This is a genomic window from Dactylosporangium sp. NPDC049525 (assembly GCF_040676755.1).
Lineage (GTDB): Bacteria > Actinomycetota > Actinomycetes > Mycobacteriales > Micromonosporaceae > Dactylosporangium.
This window is the reverse complement of the sequence record NZ_JBFAPO010000002.1, coordinates 1-23,938: the sequence shown is the minus strand read 5'-3', so window position 1 is coordinate 23,938 and position 23,938 is coordinate 1. Positions and strand designations below refer to the sequence as shown.

The following is a 23,938-nucleotide window of genomic DNA, read 5'->3' as shown; positions in this document are numbered from 1 at the left end:
TTTCGACTTTTCGACCGGCGGCACGCTGCCGCGGCCGGCGGCGCCGGCGAAAGGCGGACAGGCAAGAAGACGAAAGAGCAGAGGGCCAGCAGCGTCAGAGGTCGATCCAGGCGTCCAGCCCGCTCGGCGAGACGCAGTGGACCCGGCCACCCGGGTGCAGGGCCGGATCGGCGGCGTACCGGTCGGCCAGCTCCTCCTCGGCCTCCTGCGAGCCGGCGTCGGCGGCGACGAGCCGCGCGGCGACCCAGTCGGCGAGGTCCTCGTCGAGCGCGCCCCACTCGTCCCACAGCAGCAGCTCGTCGCGCTGCCGATGGGCCAGCTCGTGCCGGACCTGGTCCAGCAGGAACCGGTGGCCGCGATACGGCCCGACCGGGTCCGCGCCGTAGTTGTCGGCGTCGATCTCGCCCCGGCGGTGCGCGGTCCACGCCTCGGCGGCGGTGATGAAGTGCCGCACGTCGAAGGTGTCGAAGTCGAACTGGCCAGGGTCGAGCTGGGCGTCCACGCGGACCCAGCGCTCGCCGTTCCAGTACTCGGTGACGACGTGGTCGTAGTGGAACGCGTCGCCGAAGTAGCCGGCGAAGCCGATCCGGCTGCGGGCGGCGACCCCGCGGTGCCGCAGCGCGGCGACCATCAGCAGGGTGAAGTCGCGGGCGCAGCCGACGACGCGGGTCTTCGGCTCGCGGGGCGCGCCGAGCGGGCGGGTGTGCCGGGACCGGTCCACGGCCAGGATCCGCGACACCCACCGCGAGTCGACCTCGGCGAGTCGTTCGTCCACGAACGACAGACCTTGCGCGTAGTAGTGCACGATCACGTTGCGCACGACGCCCACCAGGCCCGGAACGTCCGTCGGCAGGTGGTTGAGCAGCGCCGCGTGCGGACCCGGGTCACTGTACGCGGACTGCGACCGGTACCGATCGACCATGCGCCTCAATGTACCGTCACCCGATGCGCATCGACGTTCGCGGGTTGACCTTCGACGTGCACGCCGGCGGATCAAAAAGCGCCGAGCCGGTCCTGCTGCTGCACGGGTTCCCGCAGGACAGCCGCGAGTGGGACGGCATCCTCGGCGGACTGCACGACGCCGGCCTGCGCACGTACGCCCTGGACCAGCGCGGCTACTCCCCCGGCGCGCGGCCGGCGGGCAAGCGTGCGTACCGGATGGCCGAGTGCGTCGCGGACGCCGTCGCGGTCCTTGACGCCCTGGACGTCACGAGCGCGCACGTCGTCGGCCACGACTGGGGTGCCGCGGTCGCGTGGCACCTCGCGGCCCGGCACCCGGAGCGGGTCCGGACGCTGACCGCGATCTCCGTGCCGCACCCGCGGGCGTACGCGACGTCGGTCAAACGCGACCCCGCGCAGCTGGTGAAGTCGGCGTACATGCTGTTCTTCCGCACCCCGTGGCTGCCGGAGCGGGTCCTGTCCGCCCGGGGCGGCGCGTTGCTGCGCAAGGTCGCGCACGGCGAGGCGATGCTGCAGCCGGGACGGCTGACGGGGGCGCTCAACTGGTACCGCGCGATCTCCGGCGACGACCTCGACGGTCTCGGATCCGTCGGCGTGCCGACGACGTTCGTCTGGAGCGACCGGGACGTGGCGATCTCCGGCCACGCCGCCCGCAGGTGCGCGGCGTACGTGACCGGAGACTACCGGTTCGTGACCCTGGCGGGCGTGAGCCACTGGATCCCCGACGAGGCCCCGGAACTGCTCCTCGAGGCGGTGCTGGAGCGGATCAGCCCCCGTCGACCGCGGTGAACGGCTGCAGCGGCTGCTTGGCCTTGATCGCCGGGTTGGTCACGCGGCTCACGACGTCGAACATGGTCCGGCCGAGCACCGCGTGCGCCTCGACCGCGGGGTGCGTCGCGCCGTAGTTGTCCAGGTCGCCGAGGCCCTCGGCGAACAGGCCGTAGACCAGGGCGGGCGCGCCGTCGGCGCCGAACATGACGCCGGCCTCGTGCCGGGACGCGCCGAGGGTGTTGAAGTCCTGGCCGTACTTGGTCGCGACCCGGCTGCGCTCCTCGGAGGACATGTTGCGGCGGATGCCGTCGTGGTAGCCGTTGATCCAGCGCAGGATGCCGAGCAGGAAGTCGCACGACGCCGGGGTGAGCAGCGTCTTCGTGGCGAGGCGCCACAGCAGGTCGTGGATCTCCCTGGGGGTGGTGTCGCCGAGGAAGAACCGGTTCGGGTTCGCGACCGGCTCGACCCGGGTGTGCACGAACCCCTTCGCGGCGAGGATCTCGTTGATCTCCAGGGCCGGCACGACCCGGCCGCACATGCGCACCGCGGTGTTGTCGGAGACCAGCAGCATCGCGGTGAGGAAGTTGGCGACGGTGATGTCGTCGCCCCACACGGTGTGCAGGAAGTAGATGCCGGTGCCGCCGAGGATGATGTCGGCCTGCAGGTCGAGCTTCTGCCCGAGCGACAGCTCACCCCGGTCGATCTTGTCCATGACGGCGGTGGCGACGGCGAGCTTCTGCACGCTGTAGCCCTTGGTGACGTGGTCGGCGTCGTCCTGGACGATCGGCTGCGGCACCCCGGCCGGGTCGACCAGGGCGATGTGCGAGTGCCAGGTGCCGCCCGCACGGGCCTTCTGCCGCTCGTACACCTGACGGATCCGAGCGGCGGGCGATGCGGAGGCGGCGGCGGGCGTGCCGACCAGCGGGACGGCCGCGGCACCGGCGCCGAGCGCGATGGCGGCGCGGCGGGTGAGCTTGTTCGTCATGCTTCGGACCGTATCGACGCGCCATGACCGATTCAACATGACAAATCCCATCTGCCCTGCGGCCAACCATTGGACGCCCGCTCGCGTCTGCCTTGTAGATTTCCATGGTGGACATCGCCGCGTCCCTCAATGAGGCACTGGAGGCGGTCACCTTCGCCGATCGCGGCGCCGACGAGGTGACCGGCCTGTTCGTCGACGCGGTCGTGGCGTGGGGTGAGGGCCAGGGGTGGCGCACCTACCGCAGGGCGGCCAGTGTGGTCCCGTTGCCGCCGCCGTACGAGCGGCAGCACTCCGTGCTGGACGTCGCCTGCGCGCGGCCGGGCGGTCCCCCGGTGGTGGTCGAGGTCGACCACGGTGACCGGCGGCGCACGGTGGACAAGCTCGCCGCGGAGGCCGCCGCCGGGCGGTTCGCGGTGTGGGTGCGGTGGGGCCCGGGCCGCCTCGCGGTCCCCGACGGCGTGCACCTGATCGCGGTGCCCGTGACGGCGAGGGCCGGGCTGCACGGCCGCGGCAAGGTGTACTCGCGCACCCCGGACCTGCCCGCGCCGCAGCACAGCGACGGCGGCACGTCGTACACGGCCGAGGAACTGGACCCGGACATCGCGCTGGTGCTGCGCGCCTACGCCGCGTTCGCGCGCGGCGACATCGACGCCGCGGTGCGGGACCTGGCGCCGGACGTGGACTGGGTCGAGCCGGAGGAGTTCCCGGGCGGCGGGCACCACCGCGGTCCGGCGGCGGTCGCGGCGTACCTGCGGGCGTCCTACGACGGGTGGGCGGAGCTGCACTCGGAGCCGGTCGCGCACCGCCGCGGCGACCAGATCGTCGTCGTGCACCACGTGTGGGGGGTGCTGCGCGACGGCAGCAGGCACGAGGCGACGGTCGCCGACGTGTTCACCGTCGAGGACGGCCGGGTGGTGCTGATGATGGCCTACGCCGACCCCGCCGACGCGTTCAGGTGATGGTGCGGGTGGGCGTGCACCACGCGCCCCTTGCCGCCGGTCTTCGCCTTGTACATGGCCACGTCCGCGTCGTGCATGAGGGCGTCGATCGGGATCTCGCCGTCCCACAGTGACACGCCGATGCTGGCCCGCGGGGTGAGCGTGGCGCCGTTGTGGTCGGCCGGGGCCTGCAGGGCGGTGAGGAGCCGGTCGGCGACGGCGTGCACGTCGTCGCGGACGTCCATGCCGTCGAGCAGGACCGCGAACTCGTCGCCGCCGAGCCGGGCGACGGTGTCGCAGGTGCGCACGCCGGCGAGGAGCCGTTCGGCCACGACGGTGAGCAGGTGGTCGCCGGCGACGTGCCCGTGCTCGTCGTTGACCTGTTTGAAGCCGTCGAGGTCGACCAGCAGCATGGCCACGGGCAGGCCGGCGCGGGCGTTGCCGCGGGCGGCGCCGAGGCGCTCGCGCAGCAGCGCCCGGTTCGCCAGGCCGGTGAGCCCGTCGTGGGAGGCGCGGTGGTGTACCTCCTCGAACGCGCTGCGCAGCACGCCGAGCGTCTCGTTGAGGGAACGGCCCATCTGGCCGAGCTCGTCGTCGCGGTCGAGTTCGACGCGGCGGCTGAGGTCGCCGCGGGCGACCCGGGCGAGGACGTCGACGACCTCGCGCAGCGGCCGGGAGATGGTCCGCGCGGCGAGCACCGACAGCACCACGGCGGTGAGCGCGCCGATGCCGAGCAGCAGCCCCATCAGCTGGGCGGTGCGGACGCTGTTGGCCTTGGCCCGGCGGGCGCCGTCGTCGACGGCGTCGACGAGCTGGTCCAGGAAGCTGCTGGCGCGGTCCTTCACGGCGCGGGCGATGGCCTCGGAGCGCACGAGGACGACGGAGGCGGCCTTGCGCTGGTCGCCGGCCCGGGCGGCCTCGAGGGCCGCGTCGCGGGCGGTGCGCCACATGGTGATGGTCGCGGCGAACGAGCGCAGGCTCTCGTGCTCGGCGGCGGGCAGCCCGATGCGGGTCAGCGCCCGCACATCGGTGTCGATGGCCTCGTCGGTGTCGGCGATGATCTCGGCGTAGCTGTCGCGGTAGAAGCCGGGCTCGGACAGGATGTAGGACAGCACGGACTCCTGCTGGGAACCCACCGCGGAGCGCACTGCGGTCATCCTGGACAGGGCCACGACGTTGACCCGGTATTCGCGGTCCTGCTCCTGGACGAGGCGGCGCAGGTTGAGCAGCCCGACGACACCGGAGGCGGTGAAGATCGCGGTGACGACGAGCGACACACTGACGATCTTCGTGGCGATCCGGCGGTCACCGGCCCATCGCCGCACCCGCTTGTACACACCGCTGACATCGGCCCGCGGCGGCGGAAGCTAAGACGGCTGCGCGGGCCAGCTCTGCTGGATGCGGTGCAACGCGGTTGCCGTGCCCGTGCCCTGCACCCAGCCGGTCATCTCGGTCCAGAAGGTGCCGGCGCCGACCGTGGCCGGCATCAGGTCGGAGCCGTCGAAGCGAAACGTGACGCCCGGGTCGGCGAGCAGGTCCGCGGACAGTTTCGCCACCGGTGTGGCGAGCAGGCTGTGGTCCAGGCCCTTGTTGGCGCTGACGATGTTGCCGTTGGCGGCGCGGCGGTCGGCGAACTCGGGGGTGGCCAGGTAGGCGGCGAGCGCCTGCACCTCGGGCCGGTCGGTGAACGCGCCGGCGAAGACCCCGGCGCCGAGGACGGGGCGGCCGGCGGCGGCGTCGACCGGGGGCAGGTAGAAGGCGTAGATGTCGCCGTCCTCGGTGACCTCCGCCGTCTCGGGCCACCACGTGCTGTAGAACGACGCCTGCCGGTGCATGGCGCAGGTGTGCTGCAGGATCGGCAGGCCGCCCTCCTGGAAGGAGGTGGTCGCGACGCTGTCGACGCCGCCGTAGCCGCCGTTGACGTAGGCCGGGTTGCGCAGGATGCCGCCGACGCGGTCCAGCGCGGCGACGACAGCCGGGTCGTCGAACGGGATGCGGTGCTCGACCCACTGGTCGTACACATCCGGGCCGGCCGTGCGCAGCAGCGTGTCCTCGAGCCAGTCGGTGACGGGCCAACCGGTCGCGCCACCGGACTCGATGCCGGCGCACCACGGCTTCACGCCGTCGGCGGCGATGCGGTCGCTGAGCTCGAGCATCTCCGCCCACGTCTTCGGCACCGTGTAACCCTTGGCGGCGAAGTACTTCGGGGAGTACCAGACGAACGACTTCACGTTGGCGTCGACGGGTGCGCCGTACAGGACGCCGTCGACGCTGCCGTAGCGCTTCCAGTCGGCGGAGTACCAGCGCTCGACGTTGGCCACCACGGCCTTGCCGGCGGGTTTGACGGCGCCGGCCCGCACCATGCCGGTCAGCAGCCCGGGCTGCGGGAACAGCGCCAGGTCGGGGACCTGCCCCGCCTTGACCCGGCCGGGCAGGTCGGCCTCGAAGCCGGCGGAGCCCTCGTAGTCGATGGTGATGCCGGTGCAGACCTGGAACGCCTCCCAGGCGTGCGCGAGCTTGTCCGCCTCGACGTCGCGGATCGAGGAGTAGACCGTGACGGTGGTGTCGCGGTGGCCCTGGTAGTCGGCGTAGGGCGCGCAGGTGGCGGAGGCCGCCGGGCTGTCCGTGCCGCCGCCGGCGCAGGCCGCGAGCAGCAGCAGCGGAACACCGATGCGCAGCGCCCGCAAAATCCACATGAATGCAGCATATGCGCTCGATTCGGCCAGGTGGGCGGGGTCGCCGGTAGCGGTCGTTCGTCCGGCCGGAACGCGAGGTCCGTTCGGCTCGGACATTTCCGGCGATACCAGTGCCCAGGCGGGCAATCGTGGCTGTGAATGATTTCACGCCCGACAACGTCCGGCGGGTCGGTTGGTTAGCGTCGCCCACGGCCCTCATGACGGCCGAGCGCCACATCGTCCGTTTTCGCCCGGTACTTCGGGGCCCGACCGGCTACCACAGCGGGAGGCATCCCCGAGACACGCACGAGAGCACCGGGCCGACCGTGGAGTCATCCTGAACGCACGCCAGCCGCTGCACCGCATCGCAGCCGGCACCACCGCCCTCGCCCTCACCGCCGTCTGGCTCGGACCATCCGCCGCCGCGGCCCAACCCGTACCGAACGAACTCAGCCTCGACCCGGCGGCCATCGTCGCCGCGCAGGAGGCGCAGCTGGTCGCCTACGAGCACGCCGACAAGGCGTACCGGACGGTGCGGCTCACGACCCGCACCGCGATCAGCGCCCCGGACGCCGACAGCCGCCCCGTGGTCGCCACTCCCGGGACCGCGAAGCCGGCGACCACGAAGAAGCCGGCCCCGAAGAAGACCACCGGCTCCAGCGGGTCCACCACGACCGTCAAGCCGCCCTCGGGCGCCGCCGGCACCGTGGTCTCCTTCGCCCTCGCCCAGGTCGGCAAGCGCTACGTGTACGCCACCTCCGGCCCCAACACGTACGACTGCAGCGGCCTGGTCTCGGCGGCCTACGCCAGGGTCGGCATCAAGCTGCCGCACCAGAGCGAGCAGATCGCCGCCCGCGGCCGGCGCGTGCCGTCCGGGCAGTGGATGCCGGGCGACGTGATCCACACGTCCGGCCACGTCGCCATCTACATCGGCGGCGGCAAGATGGTCGAGGCGGCCAACCCCAGCTCCGGGGTGCGCGTCGCGCCGGTGCGCGGCGGCACGGCGTACCGCTTCCTGTAACCCCAGCGGTGTTCCTGAGGGTTTCGGGGCGACCGTGCGCCGAAACCCTCAGGAACCGTTTCGCACCGCCGATGCAACCTGGGTGACCGGATCTGGACGGCCGGCGCTGCTGGCGCCGGCGCTCTGGTTGGCGGACCGGGTCCGCACCAGCACCCGCCTCGCGGCGCTCTGCGTCGTGCTGCTGATCCCGGGTCTCGGCGCGACCTGGGCCTACACGGGCGCCGTCAACGGGCAGGTGGACTTCACCAGCGCCGAGGTCGACGGCACCGAGGTCGTGCACCCGGCGCTGGACGCGCTCGCCGGACTCGCCGGCGGCCGGGCCCCGGATCTCGGGCCGTTGCGCGCCGCCGTGGCCGGCCATCCGGACCTCAAGCTGACGGCCGCGATGAACGCCGTCGCCGCCGCGCAGGGCACGCTGCCCGCGGCCACCGCGCTCGCCGCCCTCGTCACCGAGGCCGGCAACACGTCCAACCTGATCCTCGACCCGGACCTCGACTCGTTCTACATCATGGACATCCTCGTCGTGGAGCTGCCCGAGGCGATGCTGGCGGCGACCGCCGCGGCCGCCCCGGACACCAGCGGGCCGCTCGACGACCGCATCGCCGCCCAGGCCGTCCTGGCCGGCACGCTCAACGCCACCGCCGCCGCCATCCGCGCGGCGGTCGCCACCGCCACCCGCAGCACCAGCGACACGTCGGTCGCGGGGCGGCTCAGCCCGCTCGGGCCCGCCGCCGACGCGGTGGAGGCGCTCGGCGCCACCCTCACCGACGCGATCGCCACGCCCGCCCCCGCCACGTTCACCGGCGCCGACGCCGTGGCCGCCGCCGTCGGACCGGCCACGGAGGCGCTGAACCGGCTGCTCGCCACCCGGCTCGGGCACCTGCGGTTCGACCGGACCGTCAACCTCACCGTCACCGCCGTCGGGCTGCTCATCGCGCTGTGGCTGGCCGCCGCCGTCTGGTGGCGCACCCGCCACGACGTGAACCTCGCCTGCGCCGGGGTCATCGCCACCGCCGACGGTGACCTCGCCGAGCGGGCCCTGCCCGACGGCCGCGACGAGCTCGGCGACCTCGGCCGGGCGCTGCACAAGGCCCGCACCCGGCTCGCCGAGCAGGACGGCGCCCTGCGCCAGTCGCAACGCGTCCGGGAGGAGCAGCTGCGCGCCTCCTTCGAGCAGCAGCGTGAGGCGCAGAAGCAGCTGCGGGAACGCGCGCAGAGCGTCGTGGACGAGTCCGTCGGTGAGATCTCCCGCGAGCTGCACGCCGTCCGCGCGCAGGTCGACGCCGTCCGCGACGCCGCCCGTACCATCGACGAACGCGTCACCGAGGCCGACCACGCCACCGCGTCGGTGGTCGACCGGGCGCAGCGGGCCGAGCAGGTCGTCGCCGCCCTCGGCGAGAGCCTCCGCCAGGTCGACGGCACCACCCAGCTCATCGCCGGCATCGCGGCGCAGACCCGGCTGCTGGCCCTCAACGCCACCATCGAGGCGGCCCGGGCCGGCGAGGCGGGCCGCGGCTTCACCGTCGTGGCGAACGAGGTCAAGGACCTCGCGGGCACCACCGCCCAGTCGACCGAACAGATCGCCGCCACCCTCACCACCCTGGAGCGCAGCGCCGCCGACATGACCGCGACGATCGCCGCGATGGTCGCCGGGGTCGGCGGCATCGGCGAGGCGACCGGCGTGCTGCGCTCCGTCGCCGTCGAGCAGCACGGCGTCGTCGGCCTCCTCGACCAGCAGGTCAACGGGACGATGGAACGCATCCAGCAGATGTCGGCCCTGGCCGAGAAGCTCGAACGCCGGCACGCCGAACGCATCGCGGCCACCGGGCCGGTCCGCCTCGGGCTCGCCGGCGGCCTCGACGTGGTGCCCGCCGAGCTGCAGGACCTCAGCCACGGCGGGATGCGCTGCCAGGCCGAGGGGACCGTGCCGGTGCGGACCGGTGACACCATCGACGTCGAGCTCACCGTCGACCGTGCGCCGATGCGCCTGCACTGCCAGGTCGTGCACTGCGTCGCGCAGGGCTCCCGCACCGAGCTCGGCCTGCAGTTCCTGGCGCCACCGGCCGACGTCACCGACCGGATCCAGCGGTACGTGAACGCAACCACCTGAATTCGGGGTACACCACGACATGTCGAAATACCTACGCGTCACAGCCATCCTGACCGTCGCGTTGGCGACGGCGCTGGTGTCCGCACCGGCGTCCGCCTCGACCACTCCCCTGCCCAGCACCCTCAGCCTCCCCGACGGGTTCCAGCCCGAGGGGATCGCGACCGGGCCGGGGCCGTTCGCGTACTTCGGCTCCCGCGCCGACGGTCGCATCTACCGCGCCAACCTCATCACCGGCACCGGCGCCGTGATCAGCCCGGCCGTCGGCACCCAGTCACTGGGCATGAAGACCGACCTGCGCGGCCGGCTCTTCGTCTCCGGCGGCAGCGCCGGCAACGCCCGCGTCATCGACGTGCGCACCGGCGCCGTCCTGCGCTCCTACCAGTTCGCCACCGCCCCCACCTTCGTCAACGACGTGGTGCTCACCTCGCGCGCCGCGTACTTCACCGACTCCAACAAGGCCGTCATCTACAAGCTGGCCCTCGGCCGGCACGGCGAGCTGCCCGCGACGTTCCAGACGATCCCGCTGTCCGGCGACTTCGTGCTCAACCCCAACGGCCTGAACTTCAACGGCATCACCCTCACCCCGGACGGCCGGGCCCTCATCGCGGTCCAGTCCAGCACCGGGTTCCTGTTCCGGGTCGACCCGACGACCGGCGTCACCGACCGCATCGGCGACCTCGTCCTCGTCAACGGCGACGGCCTGCTGACGGTCGAGCGCACCCTCTACGTGGTGCAGAACCGCGACAACACGCTCAACGCCGTGAAACTGTCGAAGGACGGCCGCAACGGCACGCTGCGCAGCTCGGTGACCGACCCGCGCTTCGACGTGCCGACGACGGTGGCGAAGTTCGGCAACCGGCTCTACCTGCCGAACGCCCGCTTCACCACGCCCCCGACCCCGACCACCCCGTACACCGTGGTCGCCGTCCGCATCTAGGTCCTGGCGGCGGCGCGGCGGACCAGGCCGCGGACGCCGGGCAGGGTGACCGCACGGATCATGAGGTCGCCCAGCCAGACGTGGAACCTGGTCGGCGGCGCGTACTGCAGCATGCCGCGGCGGGCCTGCGCCTGACGTCGCACGACGGCGGGGCGCAGGCCCGTCTCCCATTGCGCGAGGGCCTGCGTGACGTCGGTGCCGTGCTCGCGCAGGGCGGTGCCGAGCCGGTCGGCGCCGGCGAGCGCGAGCCCGGCGCCGTGCCCGGCGAAGACGGTGACGCACCAGGCGGCGTCGCCGAGCAGGACGGTCCGGCCGCTGCTCCACCGGGGCATGACCACCTGGCTGACCGCGTCGAAGTAGGCGCCGGCGGGGTCGCGGCCGAGGTGCCGCAGCGCGTCCGGGATCCCGCCGCCCAGGTCCCCGAAGGCTTCGGTGAGCGCGTCGACGGGTCCGCGGCGCAGCGCTTCGAGCGGCGTTTCGCAGCGGTACGCGAAAAAGGCGCACGCACGTCCCGGGCCCAGGTCGATCAGCGCCGCGGTGCGCCCCGGGCCGATGAACGTCGTGGCCTGCGGGTGCGGCGCCGAGTCGGCGACCGGGAACGCGGCGATCACGTAGGGCAGGTCGACCTGGTGCCCGTCGCCGAACACCGCCGCCCGGGTGGCGGAGCGCACGCCGTCGGCACCGACCAGGAGGTCCGCGGCGAGGGTGGTGCCGTCGCTGAGCACCGCCTCCGGGCCCTCGCCGGCTTCGACCGTGGTGCCGAAGCGGAGGTCGGTGTGGTCGCGGACCGCCTCGTGCAGCACGGCCTCCAGGTCGCCGCGGAACACCGACACGGACCGGCCGATCTCGGTGAGTGCGGCCGGGACGGTGAGCTTCGGCCGCCCGTCCGGGTGGACCAGCACGGACGTGAACGGGCCCACGCTGCGGGCCTCGAGGGCCGGCAGGAGACCGAGGCGTTCGGCCGCGTCGTACCCCGGTCCGATCAGGTTCACCACGTAGCCGCCGGTGCGCCGGGCCGGGGCGCGTTCCACCACGACTGTGTCCCAGCCGTCCCGGCCGAGCCGCAGGGCGGTGGTGAGCCCCGCCACGCCCGCACCGACGATCACCGCACGCCGCATCGCGACCTCCCACCCTCAGAATGAACACTTGCTCAAACCAGTATGAGCAGATGTTCATTCTGAGGGCAATGGGCGGTAGACTGCGGGCATGCCGCGTGGAGTCGCCATCCCCGAGCCGAGGCAGCAGCTCTTCGCCGCGCTCGAGCGGGTGATCGCGGCCGACGGCCCGGGCGGGCTCACCGGGCGGGCCGTGACCCGCGCGGCTGGCGTCGCCACCGGGCTGCTCTACACCCACTTCGCCGACTTCGACGCCTTCCTGACCGGCTATGCCGTCGACCGCGCGTTCCAGCTCGCCGGCGCGGTGGCGGGCCTGCCGGAGCGCGCCGGGTCCGGCACGCCCGCCGGCAACCTGAGCGACGCGCTGCTCGCCACGCCCCTGGACACCCTGGTGGCGTATACCCGGCTGGGCGCGTCCCGGCCCTCGCTGGCGTCCGGCGTCGAGGCCGTGCTGGGCGCCGGGACCGGTGGGTTGCAGGCGGTCCAGCGCACCGCCGCCGCCTACCTGGCCGCCGAGCAACGACTCGGCCGGGTCCCCGCGGACGCCGACACCGAGGCGCTGGCCCTCACCGTCGTCGCGGTGCTGCACTACGTGGCGTTCACCGCCGGTCCCGGCCCGTCCACCGACGCCCGGATCCGCCGCGCGATGGCCGCGCTCACCCGCGGCTTCCCCGCCGTCGCCCCTCCTCTGAGGACCGCCGCTGAGGACCGTTGCTGAGGACCGTTGCTGAGGACCGTCCTTTGGACGGTGCTCAGTGGGCGGTCACCAGGGGTTCGAGGAGCGCGCGGAGCGGGGTCGCCGGGCGGTCGATCAGGTCCTCCAGGTCGGATCCGGTGGTGGCGAACTCGCCGTGGCGGGCCGCATGGAACATGCCGAGCAGCAGGTTCGCCTGCTCGGCCGGCACGCCGTGGGCCACCAGCGAGGCGGTCCACTCCTCGTCGCCGGCGACGACGCGGCGGACGGTGCGGCCGGTGAGGTCGGTGAGGATGGCGGCGACGCCGGCCAGGTCGAGGGCGACCGGGGCGGTCAGCGGCGGGGTCGGGCCGTCGAACCCGCCCTTTCCGGCGAGGACGGCCGCGGCCGCCTCGGCGAGGTCGGCGTGCGCGGTCCACGACACGGGTCCGTCGGCGGGCGCGACGAGCTCGCCGGTCTGCAGTGCCCGGCCGAGCAGGTGCTGGACGGTGCCGGCGTAGAACCCGTTGCGCAGCGCCGTGAACGGGGTGCCGCTCTTGGCCAGGTGCTGCTCCGTCGCGGCATGGTCGGGCATCGGCGCGAAGCGCGAGTCCTCCGCGGCGCCCTGATGGCTGGTGTACAGGATGCGCCCGGCGCCCGACTCGTGTGCCGCGTCGATCGCCGCGACGTGCTGGGCGAGCGCCGCCTCCCCGGTCTGGCTCGTGGAGACGATGAGCACCTGGGTCGCGCCCTCGAACGCGGCGGCGAGGGAGCCGGGGTCGGTGAAGTCGCCGCGCCGCACCCGCACGCCGCGGGCGGCGAGGTCGCCGGCCCGGTCGGGGTCGCGGACGCTGACGCCGACCTGGCCGGCCGGGAGCCGCTGGAGGAGCCGGTCGACGATCTGGGAGCCGAGCTGGCCGGTGCCGCCGGTGACGATGATCATGATTGCCCTCTCGTCTTGCTAACAATGGAACCATCAACATGCTACCAGTGTTAGCAACGTGGATAGCAAGAGTGCGTTATCGTTGGAAACATGGTGGACAGCAGGAGCAGGACCCGCGCGAGCATCGTGGAGAGTGCGGCAAGGCTGCTGCGCGAGCACGGCGCCGACGCGGTCACCACCCGGGCGGTCGCCCAGGCGGCCGGCATGCAGGCGCCGACCATCTACCGGTTCTTCGAGGACAAGGAGGCGCTGCTCGACGCCGTCGCCGAGCACGTCCTCGCCACCTACGTCAGCAGCAAGACCGTCGCCGAGGACAGCGGCGACCCGATCGCCGACCTGCGGGCGGGCTGGGACGCGCACATCGACTTCGGCCTGGCCAACGCGGCACTGTTCGGCCTGCTCATCGACCCCGCCCGGGGCGGCGGTTCACCGGCGGCCGCGGCCGGCCTGGAGGTCCTGCGGGCCCGGGTGCGGCGGGTCGCGGCGATCGGCCGGCTGCGGGTCCCGGAGCGCCGCGCCGTCGAGCTCATCCACGCCGCCGGCACCGGCGCGCTGCTCACCCTGCTCGCCACGCCCCCGCAGCAGCGGGATCCCGGTCTCGCCGACGCCATGTACGACGCCGTGCTGCGCTCGATCCTCACCGGCGCGCCGGCGCTGCCCACTGACGACGCGACCGCCGCCGCCGTCGCGTTCCGGGCCGTCGCGCCGCGGCTGACGGACCTCAGCGACGCCGAGCGCGCCTTGCTGACCGAGTGGCTCGACCGGGCCGCCGGCGCCGTGTGAAACGATCATCCCGTCCCGGCGGCGCCCGTCGACCCCCACCGGGACGGGAAGGTCTGCGGTGTTCGAGCGCATGACGACCGACGCGCGGTCGGTGATCCTGGGCACCAGGCACCAGGCCGCCGCGGCGAAGCGCGGCCAGATGACGGCGTCGGACCTGGCGGCGGCGCTGGCCGTACCGACGGGAAACACCGCCGCCCTCTGGACCGCGCCCACCGCCGAACCGCCGTCCCCGGGCTCCGCGCCGCACCTGCGCTTCGACCGCACGGTGCGCACTGTGCTCGACCAGGCGGCGCGGGTCGCGCTGGCGCAGCGGGCCGAGCACATCGGCACCGAGCACGTCCTGGCCGCCCTGGTGCGCACTGGACCACCCGACGTGGTGGCCTGGCTCGCCGAGCGCGGCGCAGATGCCGGCGCGGTCGACGACCTGCTCACCCGCCTCGGCGCCGACCCGGGCGTCGAGCGGCTCCCGGCGGAGCCGTCACCGGAGGAGCAGCGCAGCTGGGAACGGGCCAGGGCGGCCGGTTTCCCGTACGTGACGGTCGCCGTCAGCATCGTCATCGCCGTCGCGCTCTTCGTGCTGTGCGTCTGGGGCCCCTGAGGCAGGTGAGACCCGTGCGGCCCATGGTGCCGGTGTGATCACCGATCTACACTGCGCCGTGGTCGCCGGAGCACCGGCTGCTTCACGGGGAGGAAACACCGATGTCGTTCGGACTCAGCCGGCGTGCCGCCATGCGTGGCGCCGCCGCGGCAGCCGTCGCCACCGCCGCCGCACCGGCGGTCGCGTTCTCCGGCCAGGCGGCGCGGGCCGCGTTGCCGGGCGCACTCGGGAAGATCACGTATCAGCTCAACGGCAACTGCTACATCGTCAACGCCGACGGCACCTCGGCGAAGCTGCTCGTCTCGAACCCCGACGGGATCAGCGGGGGATGCTGGGCGCCGGACGGCAGCCGCTTCTTCTTCGGCACGCCGGACGGGCCGGTGTCGGTGCGGCCGGACGGCTCCGGGCGCTTCGACTTCCCGTGGCAGAACGGCGGCGACGTCGGCGAGCCGGCGATGTCCGCCGACGGCCGGTTCATCTTCTTCATGGCCTACGGCCGGCTCAGCTACGCCGCGACCGACGGCACCTGGCAGGCCGGCGAGCAGGTGTTCAGCGTGCCCAATGACGGGCTGCAGGACTTCAGCCCGGCCGTGTCGGTCAACGGCACGATCGTCTTCGTGCACGGCACCCGCTACGACCACGGGGACATCTACCGCGTCGACAACTCCAAGAAGACCACGAAGATCGTCACGGACGGCTACGCGCCGGACTTCTCGCCGGACGGGTCGAAGCTGGTCTTCGTCCGGATGACCGTCGGCGCGCCGACCACCCAGCACCTGTGGATCTGCGACGCCGACGGCACCAACCAGGTCCAGCTCACCACCCCCGCCCTCGTCGGCGGCAGCTGGTGGAACCACGAACCCGCCTGGTCGCCGGACGGCAGGTACATCCTGTTCTCGTCGAACCCGGGACCCAACGAATATCCCACGCTGACGCGGATCGACGTGGTCACCAAGGAGGTCGGGTACCTCCTGGAGTACCTCAACCACCCGACGTGGCAGCCGGTCACCGGCAACTACGTCGAGCGGGTCTGGGGACAGACGGCGCTCGGCACGTCGGTCGCCACCTCCCGGTACAACTGGGCCGACCGCGGCGGCAACGACGGCATCCGGCCGCAGGCCAAGGCGGTCGTGCTGTCCCGCGACGACATGTACCAGGACGCCCTGGGCGGCTCGGCCCTCGCCGTGGCGAAGGAAGGCCCGCTGCTCATCACCCCCCGCGGCAGCCTCGACCCGGCCACGAAGGCGGAGATCCAGCGGGTGCTCGGCGACACCGGCACCGTGTATCTGCTCGGCGGGACGCTCGCGCTGTCTGCGCAGGTGGAAAATCAGGTCGCGGCGATGGGCTACGACGTCGTGCGCCTGTGGGGCCAGACCGAGTACGACACCGCCGTCGCGATCGCGAAGGAGATCGCGCCGGACCCGGCGGCGGTCATCGTCACCACCGCGCTCAAGTACTACGACGCGCTCGCCGCGGGTGCCGCCGCCGGCGCGAACCCGGGCACCGTCATCGTGCTCACGGCCGGCGACACGATGCCGGCCGCCACCGCCGCATACCTCAACAGCCTCAACCCCGACCCGATCGCCGGCACGATGATGATCGGCGTCGGCGGCCCCGGCGCGCGGGCCCTGGAAGGCGCGTTCCAGCGTGGGCAGATGCCCGCCTGGAACTCCCTCGCCTACTGGCCGGTCTACGGCGCGACCGAGTTCGAGACCGCGGTCGCCGTCGCGGAGTTCTTCTTCAGCAGCCCCCGCACCGCGGCCGTGGCGACCGCGTCGACGTGGTTCGACGCGCTCACCGGCGGCGCCATGGTCGGCTCCTGCCTCGGCCCGCTGCTGCTGTCGAACCCCAACGCGCTGAGCCCGCAGACCGAGGCGTACTTCAACCGCGCCTCCGCGTCGATCAAGTACGCGGTGCTGCTCGGCGGCCCGCTGGCGTTGAAGAGCGGCCTGGTCGCTCCGCTCGGCGCCGCCATCTCCGTGCCAGGGCAGTCGACGTACGTGGAGTACACCGAGACCTACGCGCCGGCTGCCGCGGCCGCTGCGAAACGGGCTTCCGCCTTGGCACCTTTTGAGGTCCGCAAGCGCGCGGTCGGCGAGGGCCTGCGGGCGGAGCTGCCCGGCACCCGGATGCGCCGGCCGAAGACGCTGTGAATCTTCCTCACCACGCTGCAACCTGCCGCGCCCGCCGCCCGTACCCATAGCAGTACCGGCGGCAGGCGACGAGAGGGCAACGGGGGCACGTGCGGAACCCACAGGCATTCGACGAGTTCTACCGCACCACGTCGGTCCGGATGCTGCGCTTCGGCTACGCGGTGATCGCCGACCGGGCCGAGGCGCAGGACATCGTCCAGGAGGCGTACGCGCGCGCCTGGCGGCGCTGGGAGACGGTGCACGCGCACCCGTCGCCGGAGGCATGGATCCGGCTGGTCGTGACCCGGCTGGCGACGGACCGGTGGCGCCGCCAGCGGGGCTGGCTGACCGTCGCTGCGCGCACCGGGCCACCGGAGCCCGCCGGGCCGCCGAGCGAGGACTCGGTGCTGCTCACCAGGGCGCTGCGCCAACTGCCCGTGCGGCACCGGCAGGCGCTCGCCCTGTACTACCTCGCCGACCTGACGGTCGAGCAGATCGCTCACGAGGTCGGCGCCGCACCCAACACCGTGAAGTCGTGGCTGTCGCGCGGCCGGGCCCGGCTCGCCGAGATCCTCAGCGACCTCGACCCGTACCGCAGCGTGGAGGTGCACGATGCCTGAGCTGAGCGACCTGTACGGCGCTCTCGCCGACGACGCGAACCGCGCGGCGCTCAGTTCGCCGCAGGCGCTGCGCCGCCGCGCCGACCGGCGGGCCCGCACCCGGGTGCTGCTGGCCTGCGCCGTCACCGCGGTCACGGTCGGGATCGCCGGCACCGCCTGGGGCGTCCTGCGCGGGCCGTCGGCGGAGGTCGTCCCCGCGCAGCCGTCGCCTTCCTCGTCCTCTTCCTCGTTCTCTTCCCCTCCCCCGGCTGCCTCTTCGGCGCCGGCTTTCAAGCCGCCGACGTCGATCCCGGCGACCGCGATGCTCAAGCTGCCGGCGGCGAACCGGTCCGACATCGCGGACCGTGACACCGCGCCGACGTCGGGCTCCGGACCGTGCAAGGCCGCGCTGCCGGGCCGCAACCAGGAGGTCGCCCAGCGCAACCGGGAGACCAGCTTCCACCATGTCGGCGACCCCGGCCGGTCGTCCGCGGAGACCATCAACCAGAACATCACCATCTACAAGGCCGGCCAGGCCGAGGCGTTCATGAGCCAGCTCCGCGCCGCGGTCACCGCCTGCCCGAGCGTGCCCGTCACCGGCGGCCGGCAACGCTACGTCCTCGTCCCCCTGCAGGGCCTCGGCGACGAGGCGTTCCGGATCGAGTCGACCCGCCCGCTGATCAACCCGCTCGATGAGGTCGACGGCGAGGTCACCTCGTTCAGCGTGTACATCCGGATCGGCACCGTCGTCACCAGCGTCGCCTTCTACGGCGGAGAGGGCCACACCACGCCTCGCGCGACCGACCTGCAGATCGTGGTCGACGCGACCATCGGGCCGTTGCGCAAGTGGCTGATCCCGTGACCTCGGCGGCACTCCTGCCGGACGGCGCTCCTACCGAGGCGGCGCTCTCGCCGGGGCGGCGCTCCCGCCGGGGCGGCGCTCCCGCCGGGGCGGCGCTCCCGCCGGGGCGGCGCTCCCGCCGGGGCGGCGCTCCTACCGAGGCAACACTCCCACCGGCGGGCGGGCGCCTACGGCCGGCGGCGGGTCATCCTGCGGTAGCTCAGCAGGCCGGCGACGGCGACGAGGGCGATCGTGACGGCGGCAAGCAGGGTCAGGCGTGGCGTCCCGGGCGACGCCGGCGCTGCCACGGCCGCGGGCGTGGGCGTGCTTTGTTCGACCGCCGCCACCGGCCCGGTGTACGCCGCGCCGAACGGATCCCGGTCCGCGTCCTGCGGCACGGCCGGCGGCCGGATCGCGCCCGGCCAGTACCTGTCCGCCTGCGGCGACTCCAGCGGCGGCGGCACCCCGAGCACCGCGAGCCCACCGGGCACCGTCAACGTGCCGACGTGGTAGTCGGCGAAACGCCCCTGCACCCCGACGACCGCCCACTCCCCCGCGTGCGGGACCGCGATCGCCACCGCGTAGTGCGCCGCCTCGGGCAACGCGACCGCCGGGAAGCTGAGCGCGACGCCCTTGCCGTCGACGAGCCGCAGCGCGACCGGGCCGAGGTCGTCGCCCTCATACGGGTGGAAGCCGTGCTGCAGCACCCACAACCCCAGCGTGTACCCCTTGCCCGGCTCCAGCCGGTCCGGCAACGGATCGAGGACGGTGACCGCCCAGTTGCCGGCGTACGCGGGCGCCGGCGCCAGGACCAGTCCGCCGGCCAGCCCGACCAGGGTCGCGGCCAGCACGGCCAGCATGCGCGGTGTTCGCATCGTGCACCACCTCCGCCCACCACGAGCCCCGCCAGGCTGATCAGGTTCCCGCCCCGGGGCGCTGGAAGGGCCGCCATTTGGGCTGACTGGACCCGCGATGAAATCGAGCGGCTCGCCAAGGCTCACGGCACGACAATCAGCGGCCAGCCCCGATGACGCGGCATACCACCGCAACCGGATCGAGGTATCGGAGCAGGGATTCACGACGGATCACGGCGAAGAGTTCATCGCCATCCAGCCCGAACTCCCGCACTCCGACTGCGGCCTGGTCTGGGACATCCTGACCACGTTCACCACACTGGAAAAGCAGCGTGGCGCGGCTCGGCGCAGACGACCTGTCCCCACTGGGCCAAGCGGCCAGGCATCCGCCGCACCACCGCCCGGACCGACCCGGCATTGCGCGCCGGTCAGGGCGTCGGTGACTGCGTCGACGGCAGGCGCACCGCGGTGCCGTCGACCCCTGGACAACCTGCCGGCCGGGCAGGTGGCTCGGATCAGTGCACCAGGGTGGCCTCCGTGACCGTCCACAGGCGGGCGGCGGAGTCAGGGTCCAGCGCATACGCCGCGACGCCACGGCGGCCGTTGCCCTCCTCGGCCGGACCGGCCTCGGCGCAGTCCTCGAAATAGCGCCCGCCGACGCCGTCCAGCAGCGGTGACGTCGCCAGCAGCACCGACGTGGCGGCGCCCTGCTCGGTGGTCTTCCACTGGAAGTCGCCGCCGGCGGCGGCGCGCAGCCGGTCGAGCTCCTCGTCGGTGACGTGGCGCTGCAGGTTGGTCCGGATGCCGCCGGGCATCACCGCGTTGACGAAGACGCCGTCGGTGGACCAGCGGCGGGTCGCCTCGACGGCGAACAGCACGTTGGCCGTCTTGGACTGGCCATAAGCGGACCACGGCTCATAGGGCCGGCGCTCGAAGTGGATGTCGTCGAAGACGATGTCGGAGCGAAGGTGAGCGCTGGAGCTGACGCTGACGACCCGGGCGCCCTCCGCGACCAGGGCCACGTGCAGGCCGGTCGCGAGCGCGAAGTGGCCGAGGTGGTTGGTGGCGAACTGCAGCTCCCAGCCCTCGGGCGTGCGCATCAGCGGGGAAGCCATCACGCCGGCATTGTTGACCAGGATGTGCAGCGGACCGTCCCACGCGGCGGTGAACGCCCGCACCGACGCCTGGTCCGCGAGGTCGAGCCGGGCCACGTGGACCTGCTTGTTGCCGGTCGTCGCGACGATGTCCTCGGCGGTGCGGTCGCCGGCCGCGGTGTCGCGGACCGCGAGGGTGACATCGGCGCCGGCGCCGGCGAGGGCCCGGGCGGTCTCGACGCCGATGCCGGACGCGGCGCCGGTCACGACCGCCCGGCGGCCAGTCAGGTCGATGCCCTCGATGACCTGCTCGGCGGTCGACTCGCGAGTGAACGGAGTGGTGATGCGTGCCATGAGTCCCCCTGTACGATCGGAAATGGAGGAGCCTCCACTACCTGGTTCCCACATTAAGCGGAGCTTCCTCCGTTTGCCAACACTCCGGGAGTGTGATGTCCGAGCGACCGCTGCGGGCCGACGCGCAGCGCAACCGTGCCCGCCTGCTCGACGTCGCCGTCGTCGCCCTCGCGGACGCCCCGGAGGTGACCCTCGACGCGATCGCCAAGCACGCGGGCGTCGGCATCGGCACCCTCTACCGGCACTTCCCGACCCGGGAGGCGCTGATCGAGGAGGTGTACCGCACTGAGCTCGCCCGCCTCTGCGACGCCGTGCCGGAACTGCTCGCGGCCGAGCCGTCGGCGCCGGACCGGGCGCTGCGCATCTGGATGGACCGGTTCATCGACTACATGGCAACCAAACGCGGCCTGGCCGACGCGTTGAAGATGGTGATCGCGGCCGGCGGCACCCCGTTCGCGCACAGCCGCGAGCGTCTCGTCTCGGCCGTCGACGAGCTGCTGGCGGCCGGCACCGGTGTGCTGCGCGCCGACGTCGACCCCTTGGACCTGCTGACCGCGATCAACGGCATCTGCCTCGCCACCGGCGAGCCGTCGCAGCGGGAGCAGGCCGGCCGGCTGCTCGACCTGCTCATGGACGGCGTGCGGGCCCGGTAAAGTCGCCGCATGCCGCCGGACCCCACATATTCGATCGTCGTGCGGGTCCGCCGCGTGACCACCGAGGACGCCTTTGTCCGCGTCCCGGTCACCGACGCGGTCATGGCCGCCGAGCCCGACGCCGACGGCAACGACCATCTCGACGGCGGCAAGGTGATGGCGGAGGCCCGCCGGCTCGCCGCCGCCGGTGATGTCGAGTGGCTGGTCCAGGAGCAGGACATCGATCTCCACCCGGTCCAGCAGGCCCCGCCGGCCGGCCGTTGACCGCCGGCCGACAGGAGCTCATCCGCCGGCAGGGGTGCCGCCCGGCGGCCTGAGCCCCGTCAGTCGTCCTGCTGCTCCGCCTTCTTCTTTTTCTCCTCGTCCTTCTCCCGCTGGGTGGCCAGCTCCAGGGCGAGGACGGCGGCGAGGATCAGCACGTGGTTCTCGTTGTCGGCGATGCGCACCGCGTAGCTGTCGCGGATGCTCAGCCAGCGCTTCGACACCGACGCGACCTCCTGGCCGTCGCGCTCCACCGTGTACTCATGGTCGAACAGGTCACCGCTCATCGTCAGGTCGTCGTCGCCCGGCAGATCGATGGTGAACTTCTCACGGAACGGCGTGAACAGCTTCTTGCGCACCTCCGCGGCCTTCTCGCCGCCGATTTCGATCTGGTACGTGGGGCGCAACGCGATCAGCTGGCGATGCACCGACGCGACCTCGGCGCCGTGCGGGTCCTCGATGACGAGCTTGTCGCGCAGGCTCAGCACCTTGCCGTCGACGTGTAGCACCACCCGGCCCGAGTCGTCGGTGATGTCGAAATCGTCGCCGATGTCGAAGAACCGCTCCTTGATGACATACATGCCCCCGATTGTGCTCCGGTCGGGCCACCGCCGCCCGGCGGGCCACTAGAGGATGCGGAGGCGGCCCAGGGGTTCGACGAGTTCGCGCTCCTCGTAGGCAAGGTGGGACAGCAGCGTGTCGGTGAGCAGTTCGACGGCCTCGCGGACGGCGGCGATGCCGTCGGGCTGCGACACCATCGCCACGAGGGCGGCGTCGACGCGTTCGAGGACGTCGGCGATCACGTGGTGCTCGGCCTCGAGCCGGTCGACGACGGGTACGAGCCGCGGGTCGGCGGCGCGCAGGCGGGGGAAGAGGTTCACGTCCTCGATGGTGTGGTGGGTGGTGACGACCCGGCAGTAGCTCTCGCAATAGGTGCCCAGCGTCCAGGAGTTCTGACGCATCGTCATCGTGTTGATCATCGACCGGGCGGAGCCGAGGTCCAGGGCACCGGCGGCGACCTGATCGATCAGGTCCCGCACCTGCTCCAGCTCCTGGCGGAGGTGGTTGTGCACGTCGACCAGGTGCTGGCCGGACGCCCGCTGCGCGGCGGTCAAGGGCACGGCCGGATCAGGGGCGGGCCCGACCGGCCGCTCCGACTCGTCCCAGACCGTCACCACCCGTCGCGTGGCACCGGCGGCCACGGTCACGGCACCCGCCGTCGCCGCGGGCTCCAACAGGTCGGGCCCACCCGCGCCCGACCGGGCCGCGGCCACCAGCTCGCGCACCTCGGGTGCCACGTCCAGGGCGAACCGCCGCAGGTCGCTGTCCCCACCCGCCCGGACCATCAGGATGAACGTGCTCATCCCCTCGCCCAGCACCAGGTCGGCCAGTTGCGACGCCCACAGCTTCGGCGGGCCGTCGAGCGGCGCCTGGCCGGCCACCACGTTGTACAGGCGGCGGACGGCAGCCGGGTCGCGGCCGGCAGCCTTGGCCGCGTCGTCGATGCGGCGATTCGCCTCGGTCAACTGCGGTGGCGGCAGGTACGGCGCGCTCGGCAGCCACCCGTCAGCGACCCGGCCGACGAGCCGGAGCATCCGGGGCTTGACGCCGCCGATCCAGATGCCGATCGGATGGGCGGCCGGCGGGCCGGGGTGGGCGCCCCGCAGCCGGTAGTGCGTGCCGTCGATACGGGCGCTGCGCTCGGTGCTCCACAGTGCCCGGATGACCTGGACCGCCTCCTCGAGCGCCTCGATGGACGCGCCGGGGGCGAGGACGTCACCGCCCATGCCGGCGATCGCGTCCCAGTACGCGCCGGCGCCGAGGCCGAGCTCGACCCGGCCGCCGGTGAGCACGTCGAGGCTGGCAGCGGCCCTGGCCAGGACGGCGGGCGGGCGCAACGGTAGGTTGGCGACGTTCGGGAACACCGATAGCGTGCTGGTCTGCGCCGCGATGACGGACAGCAGCGTCCACGCGTCAAGGAACCGCGCCTGGTACGGATGGTCCTGGACACTGGCCAGATCCAGGCCGAGCTCCTCGGTGAGCACGGCGAGCCGGAGCGTCTCCCCGGCGGTCGCAGCCTCGGCCGGCAGAAACGTCCCGAAGCGCAGCTCGTGACCATAGTCAGTCATGCAGATATTCTGCCACACAGACGATCCACCGCCACAGCACAGCGCGACGGTGTGACTGGCCCCACCCGAACCCGCAACGCCCTCCCCCGCACCACACGCGAGGCGTCCAGTCCCCGCGCGTGACGCCCCCTCCCCCGAGGCCGCGAAACGGCGCCGTGGTGCGGTCCGCGCAACGAGCGCCGGGACTGAGCAGTCCGGCGCGGCGAGGCCCAGCGCGGCGCGGTCACGCGCCACGAGCGCCGAGACGGCGAGGCCCAGCGCAGCGCGGGTCAGCGCCACGAGGACTAACGCCACAAGCGCCGAGACGGCGAAGGCCAGCGCAGCGCGGGCCGAGACGGCACGGCTAGCCCGGCACGGCACGGCACGGCACGGCACGGCCCGGCTCGGCGCAGCCCGGCACGGCCCGGCACGGCGCAGCCCGGCACGGCCCGGCTCGGCGCAGCCCGGCACGGCCCGGCTCGGCTCGGCGCAGACCGGCTCGGCGCGGCCGGCCCAATGCGGCACGGCCCGGC

At 73.1% G+C, this 23,938-nt stretch carries 23 protein-coding genes; 13 read left to right on the top strand and 10 right to left on the bottom strand.

The features are described 5' to 3' along the window. Positions 1-94: 94 nt before the first annotated feature. On the bottom strand, positions 95-922 hold the full coding sequence (locus AB0K00_RS04390; RefSeq protein ID WP_363515157.1) for a transglutaminase-like domain-containing protein: 828 nt from the start codon (positions 920-922) through the stop codon (positions 95-97). Positions 923-945: 23 nt separating this feature from the next. Here AB0K00_RS04390 and AB0K00_RS04385 point away from each other — a divergent pair, with 23 nt between their 5' ends. Beyond that, positions 946-1,749 (top strand): alpha/beta hydrolase, encoded by an 804-nt coding sequence (locus AB0K00_RS04385; protein ID WP_363515154.1) that lies wholly within the window; start codon positions 946-948, stop codon positions 1,747-1,749. Here AB0K00_RS04385 and AB0K00_RS04380 read toward each other — a convergent pair. Next, a complete protein-coding gene (locus AB0K00_RS04380; protein WP_363515151.1) occupies positions 1,727-2,716 on the bottom strand; it encodes a serine hydrolase in 990 nt (329 codons plus the stop codon). The genes AB0K00_RS04385 and AB0K00_RS04380 overlap by 23 nt on opposite strands. 104 nt (positions 2,717-2,820) lie before the next feature. Between AB0K00_RS04380 and AB0K00_RS04375 the strand changes: the two genes are divergently transcribed. Beyond that, positions 2,821-3,675, top strand: a complete 855-nt coding sequence (locus AB0K00_RS04375) for a nuclear transport factor 2 family protein (protein ID WP_363515148.1) — start codon at positions 2,821-2,823, stop codon at positions 3,673-3,675. Here AB0K00_RS04375 and AB0K00_RS04370 read toward each other — a convergent pair. Both AB0K00_RS04370 and AB0K00_RS04365 read right to left on the bottom strand, forming a co-directional pair. After that, a complete protein-coding gene (locus AB0K00_RS04370; RefSeq protein ID WP_363515145.1) occupies positions 3,645-4,991 on the bottom strand; it encodes a diguanylate cyclase in 1,347 nt (448 codons plus the stop codon). The two genes, AB0K00_RS04375 and AB0K00_RS04370, sit on opposite strands and share 31 nt — an antisense overlap. Before the next feature lie 30 nt (positions 4,992-5,021). Further along, on the bottom strand, positions 5,022-6,350 hold the full coding sequence (locus AB0K00_RS04365; protein ID WP_363515142.1) for an extracellular solute-binding protein: 1,329 nt from the start codon (positions 6,348-6,350) through the stop codon (positions 5,022-5,024). A 172-nt stretch (positions 6,351-6,522) separates the two neighbouring features. On the opposite strand from AB0K00_RS04365, the gene AB0K00_RS04360 reads away from it, so the two are divergent. The 3 genes from AB0K00_RS04360 to AB0K00_RS04350 all read left to right on the top strand — a co-directional run bounded on the left by AB0K00_RS04360 (position 6,523) and on the right by AB0K00_RS04350 (position 10,397). Next, positions 6,523-7,350: a C40 family peptidase gene (locus AB0K00_RS04360; RefSeq protein ID WP_363515139.1), complete on the top strand. Its 828-nt coding sequence runs from the start codon at positions 6,523-6,525 to the stop codon at positions 7,348-7,350. 82 nt (positions 7,351-7,432) lie between these two features. After that, positions 7,433-9,460 carry a methyl-accepting chemotaxis protein gene (locus AB0K00_RS04355; RefSeq protein WP_363515136.1) on the top strand — a complete coding sequence of 676 codons (2,028 nt, stop codon included), beginning with the start codon at positions 7,433-7,435 and terminating at the stop codon, positions 9,458-9,460. A 19-nt stretch (positions 9,461-9,479) separates the two neighbouring features. After that, positions 9,480-10,397, top strand: coding sequence for a superoxide dismutase (locus AB0K00_RS04350; protein WP_363515133.1), 918 nt, complete (start codon positions 9,480-9,482; stop codon positions 10,395-10,397). Here AB0K00_RS04350 and AB0K00_RS04345 read toward each other — a convergent pair. After that, positions 10,394-11,515 carry an FAD-dependent oxidoreductase gene (locus tag AB0K00_RS04345; protein WP_363515130.1) on the bottom strand — a complete coding sequence of 374 codons (1,122 nt, stop codon included), beginning with the start codon at positions 11,513-11,515 and terminating at the stop codon, positions 10,394-10,396. The two genes, AB0K00_RS04350 and AB0K00_RS04345, sit on opposite strands and share 4 nt — an antisense overlap. Positions 11,516-11,603: 88 nt before the next feature. Between AB0K00_RS04345 and AB0K00_RS04340 the strand changes: the two genes are divergently transcribed. Next, complete coding sequence (locus AB0K00_RS04340) at positions 11,604-12,230, top strand: TetR/AcrR family transcriptional regulator (protein WP_363515127.1); 627 nt, start codon at positions 11,604-11,606, stop codon at positions 12,228-12,230. 34 nt (positions 12,231-12,264) lie between these two features. Here the strand turns inward: AB0K00_RS04340 and AB0K00_RS04335 are convergent, their stop codons facing one another. Next, positions 12,265-13,128, bottom strand: a complete 864-nt coding sequence (locus AB0K00_RS04335) for an NAD(P)H-binding protein (RefSeq protein ID WP_363515124.1) — start codon at positions 13,126-13,128, stop codon at positions 12,265-12,267. Between the two features lie 90 nt (positions 13,129-13,218). Here AB0K00_RS04335 and AB0K00_RS04330 point away from each other — a divergent pair, with 90 nt between their 5' ends. The 5 genes from AB0K00_RS04330 (at position 13,219) to AB0K00_RS04310 (ending at position 18,102) form a co-directional block, all read left to right on the top strand. After that, the gene (locus AB0K00_RS04330; protein WP_363515121.1) at positions 13,219-13,911 is read left to right on the top strand and encodes a helix-turn-helix domain-containing protein; all 693 of its coding nucleotides are present in this window, start codon (positions 13,219-13,221) and stop codon (positions 13,909-13,911) included. A 70-nt stretch (positions 13,912-13,981) separates the two neighbouring features. After that, a complete protein-coding gene (locus tag AB0K00_RS04325; protein WP_363515118.1) occupies positions 13,982-14,509 on the top strand; it encodes a hypothetical protein in 528 nt (175 codons plus the stop codon). Positions 14,510-14,610: 101 nt separating this feature from the next. Beyond that, positions 14,611-16,662 carry a cell wall-binding repeat-containing protein gene (locus tag AB0K00_RS04320; RefSeq protein ID WP_363515115.1) on the top strand — a complete coding sequence of 684 codons (2,052 nt, stop codon included), beginning with the start codon at positions 14,611-14,613 and terminating at the stop codon, positions 16,660-16,662. An 89-nt stretch (positions 16,663-16,751) separates the two neighbouring features. Continuing rightward, complete coding sequence (locus AB0K00_RS04315; protein WP_363515112.1) at positions 16,752-17,261, top strand: SigE family RNA polymerase sigma factor; 510 nt, start codon at positions 16,752-16,754, stop codon at positions 17,259-17,261. After that, complete coding sequence (locus AB0K00_RS04310) at positions 17,254-18,102, top strand: hypothetical protein (RefSeq protein ID WP_363515109.1); 849 nt, start codon at positions 17,254-17,256, stop codon at positions 18,100-18,102. Before AB0K00_RS04315 ends, AB0K00_RS04310 begins: the two co-directional genes overlap by 8 nt. 167 nt (positions 18,103-18,269) lie before the next feature. Here the strand turns inward: AB0K00_RS04310 and AB0K00_RS04305 are convergent, their stop codons facing one another. Together AB0K00_RS04305 and AB0K00_RS04300 are read right to left on the bottom strand one after the other, a co-directional pair. Next, positions 18,270-18,956 (bottom strand): hypothetical protein, encoded by a 687-nt coding sequence (locus AB0K00_RS04305; protein ID WP_363515106.1) that lies wholly within the window; start codon positions 18,954-18,956, stop codon positions 18,270-18,272. A 494-nt stretch (positions 18,957-19,450) separates the two neighbouring features. Next, positions 19,451-20,383 carry an SDR family NAD(P)-dependent oxidoreductase gene (locus tag AB0K00_RS04300; protein WP_363515103.1) on the bottom strand — a complete coding sequence of 311 codons (933 nt, stop codon included), beginning with the start codon at positions 20,381-20,383 and terminating at the stop codon, positions 19,451-19,453. A 95-nt stretch (positions 20,384-20,478) separates the two neighbouring features. Between AB0K00_RS04300 and AB0K00_RS04295 the strand changes: the two genes are divergently transcribed. Both AB0K00_RS04295 and AB0K00_RS04290 read left to right on the top strand, forming a co-directional pair. Continuing rightward, entirely contained in the window at positions 20,479-21,036 is a 558-nt protein-coding gene (locus AB0K00_RS04295) for a TetR family transcriptional regulator (RefSeq protein WP_363515100.1), read from the top strand. Positions 21,037-21,045: 9 nt separating this feature from the next. Next, positions 21,046-21,300: a hypothetical protein gene (locus AB0K00_RS04290; protein ID WP_363515097.1), complete on the top strand. Its 255-nt coding sequence runs from the start codon at positions 21,046-21,048 to the stop codon at positions 21,298-21,300. Positions 21,301-21,359: 59 nt separating this feature from the next. On the opposite strand, the gene AB0K00_RS04285 is transcribed toward AB0K00_RS04290, so the two are convergent. Next, a complete protein-coding gene (locus tag AB0K00_RS04285) occupies positions 21,360-21,878 on the bottom strand; it encodes an LURP-one-related family protein (protein ID WP_363515094.1) in 519 nt (172 codons plus the stop codon). Positions 21,879-21,923: 45 nt separating this feature from the next. Then, complete coding sequence (locus AB0K00_RS04280; RefSeq protein ID WP_363515091.1) at positions 21,924-23,426, bottom strand: LLM class flavin-dependent oxidoreductase; 1,503 nt, start codon at positions 23,424-23,426, stop codon at positions 21,924-21,926. Positions 23,427-23,938 lie beyond the last annotated feature (512 nt).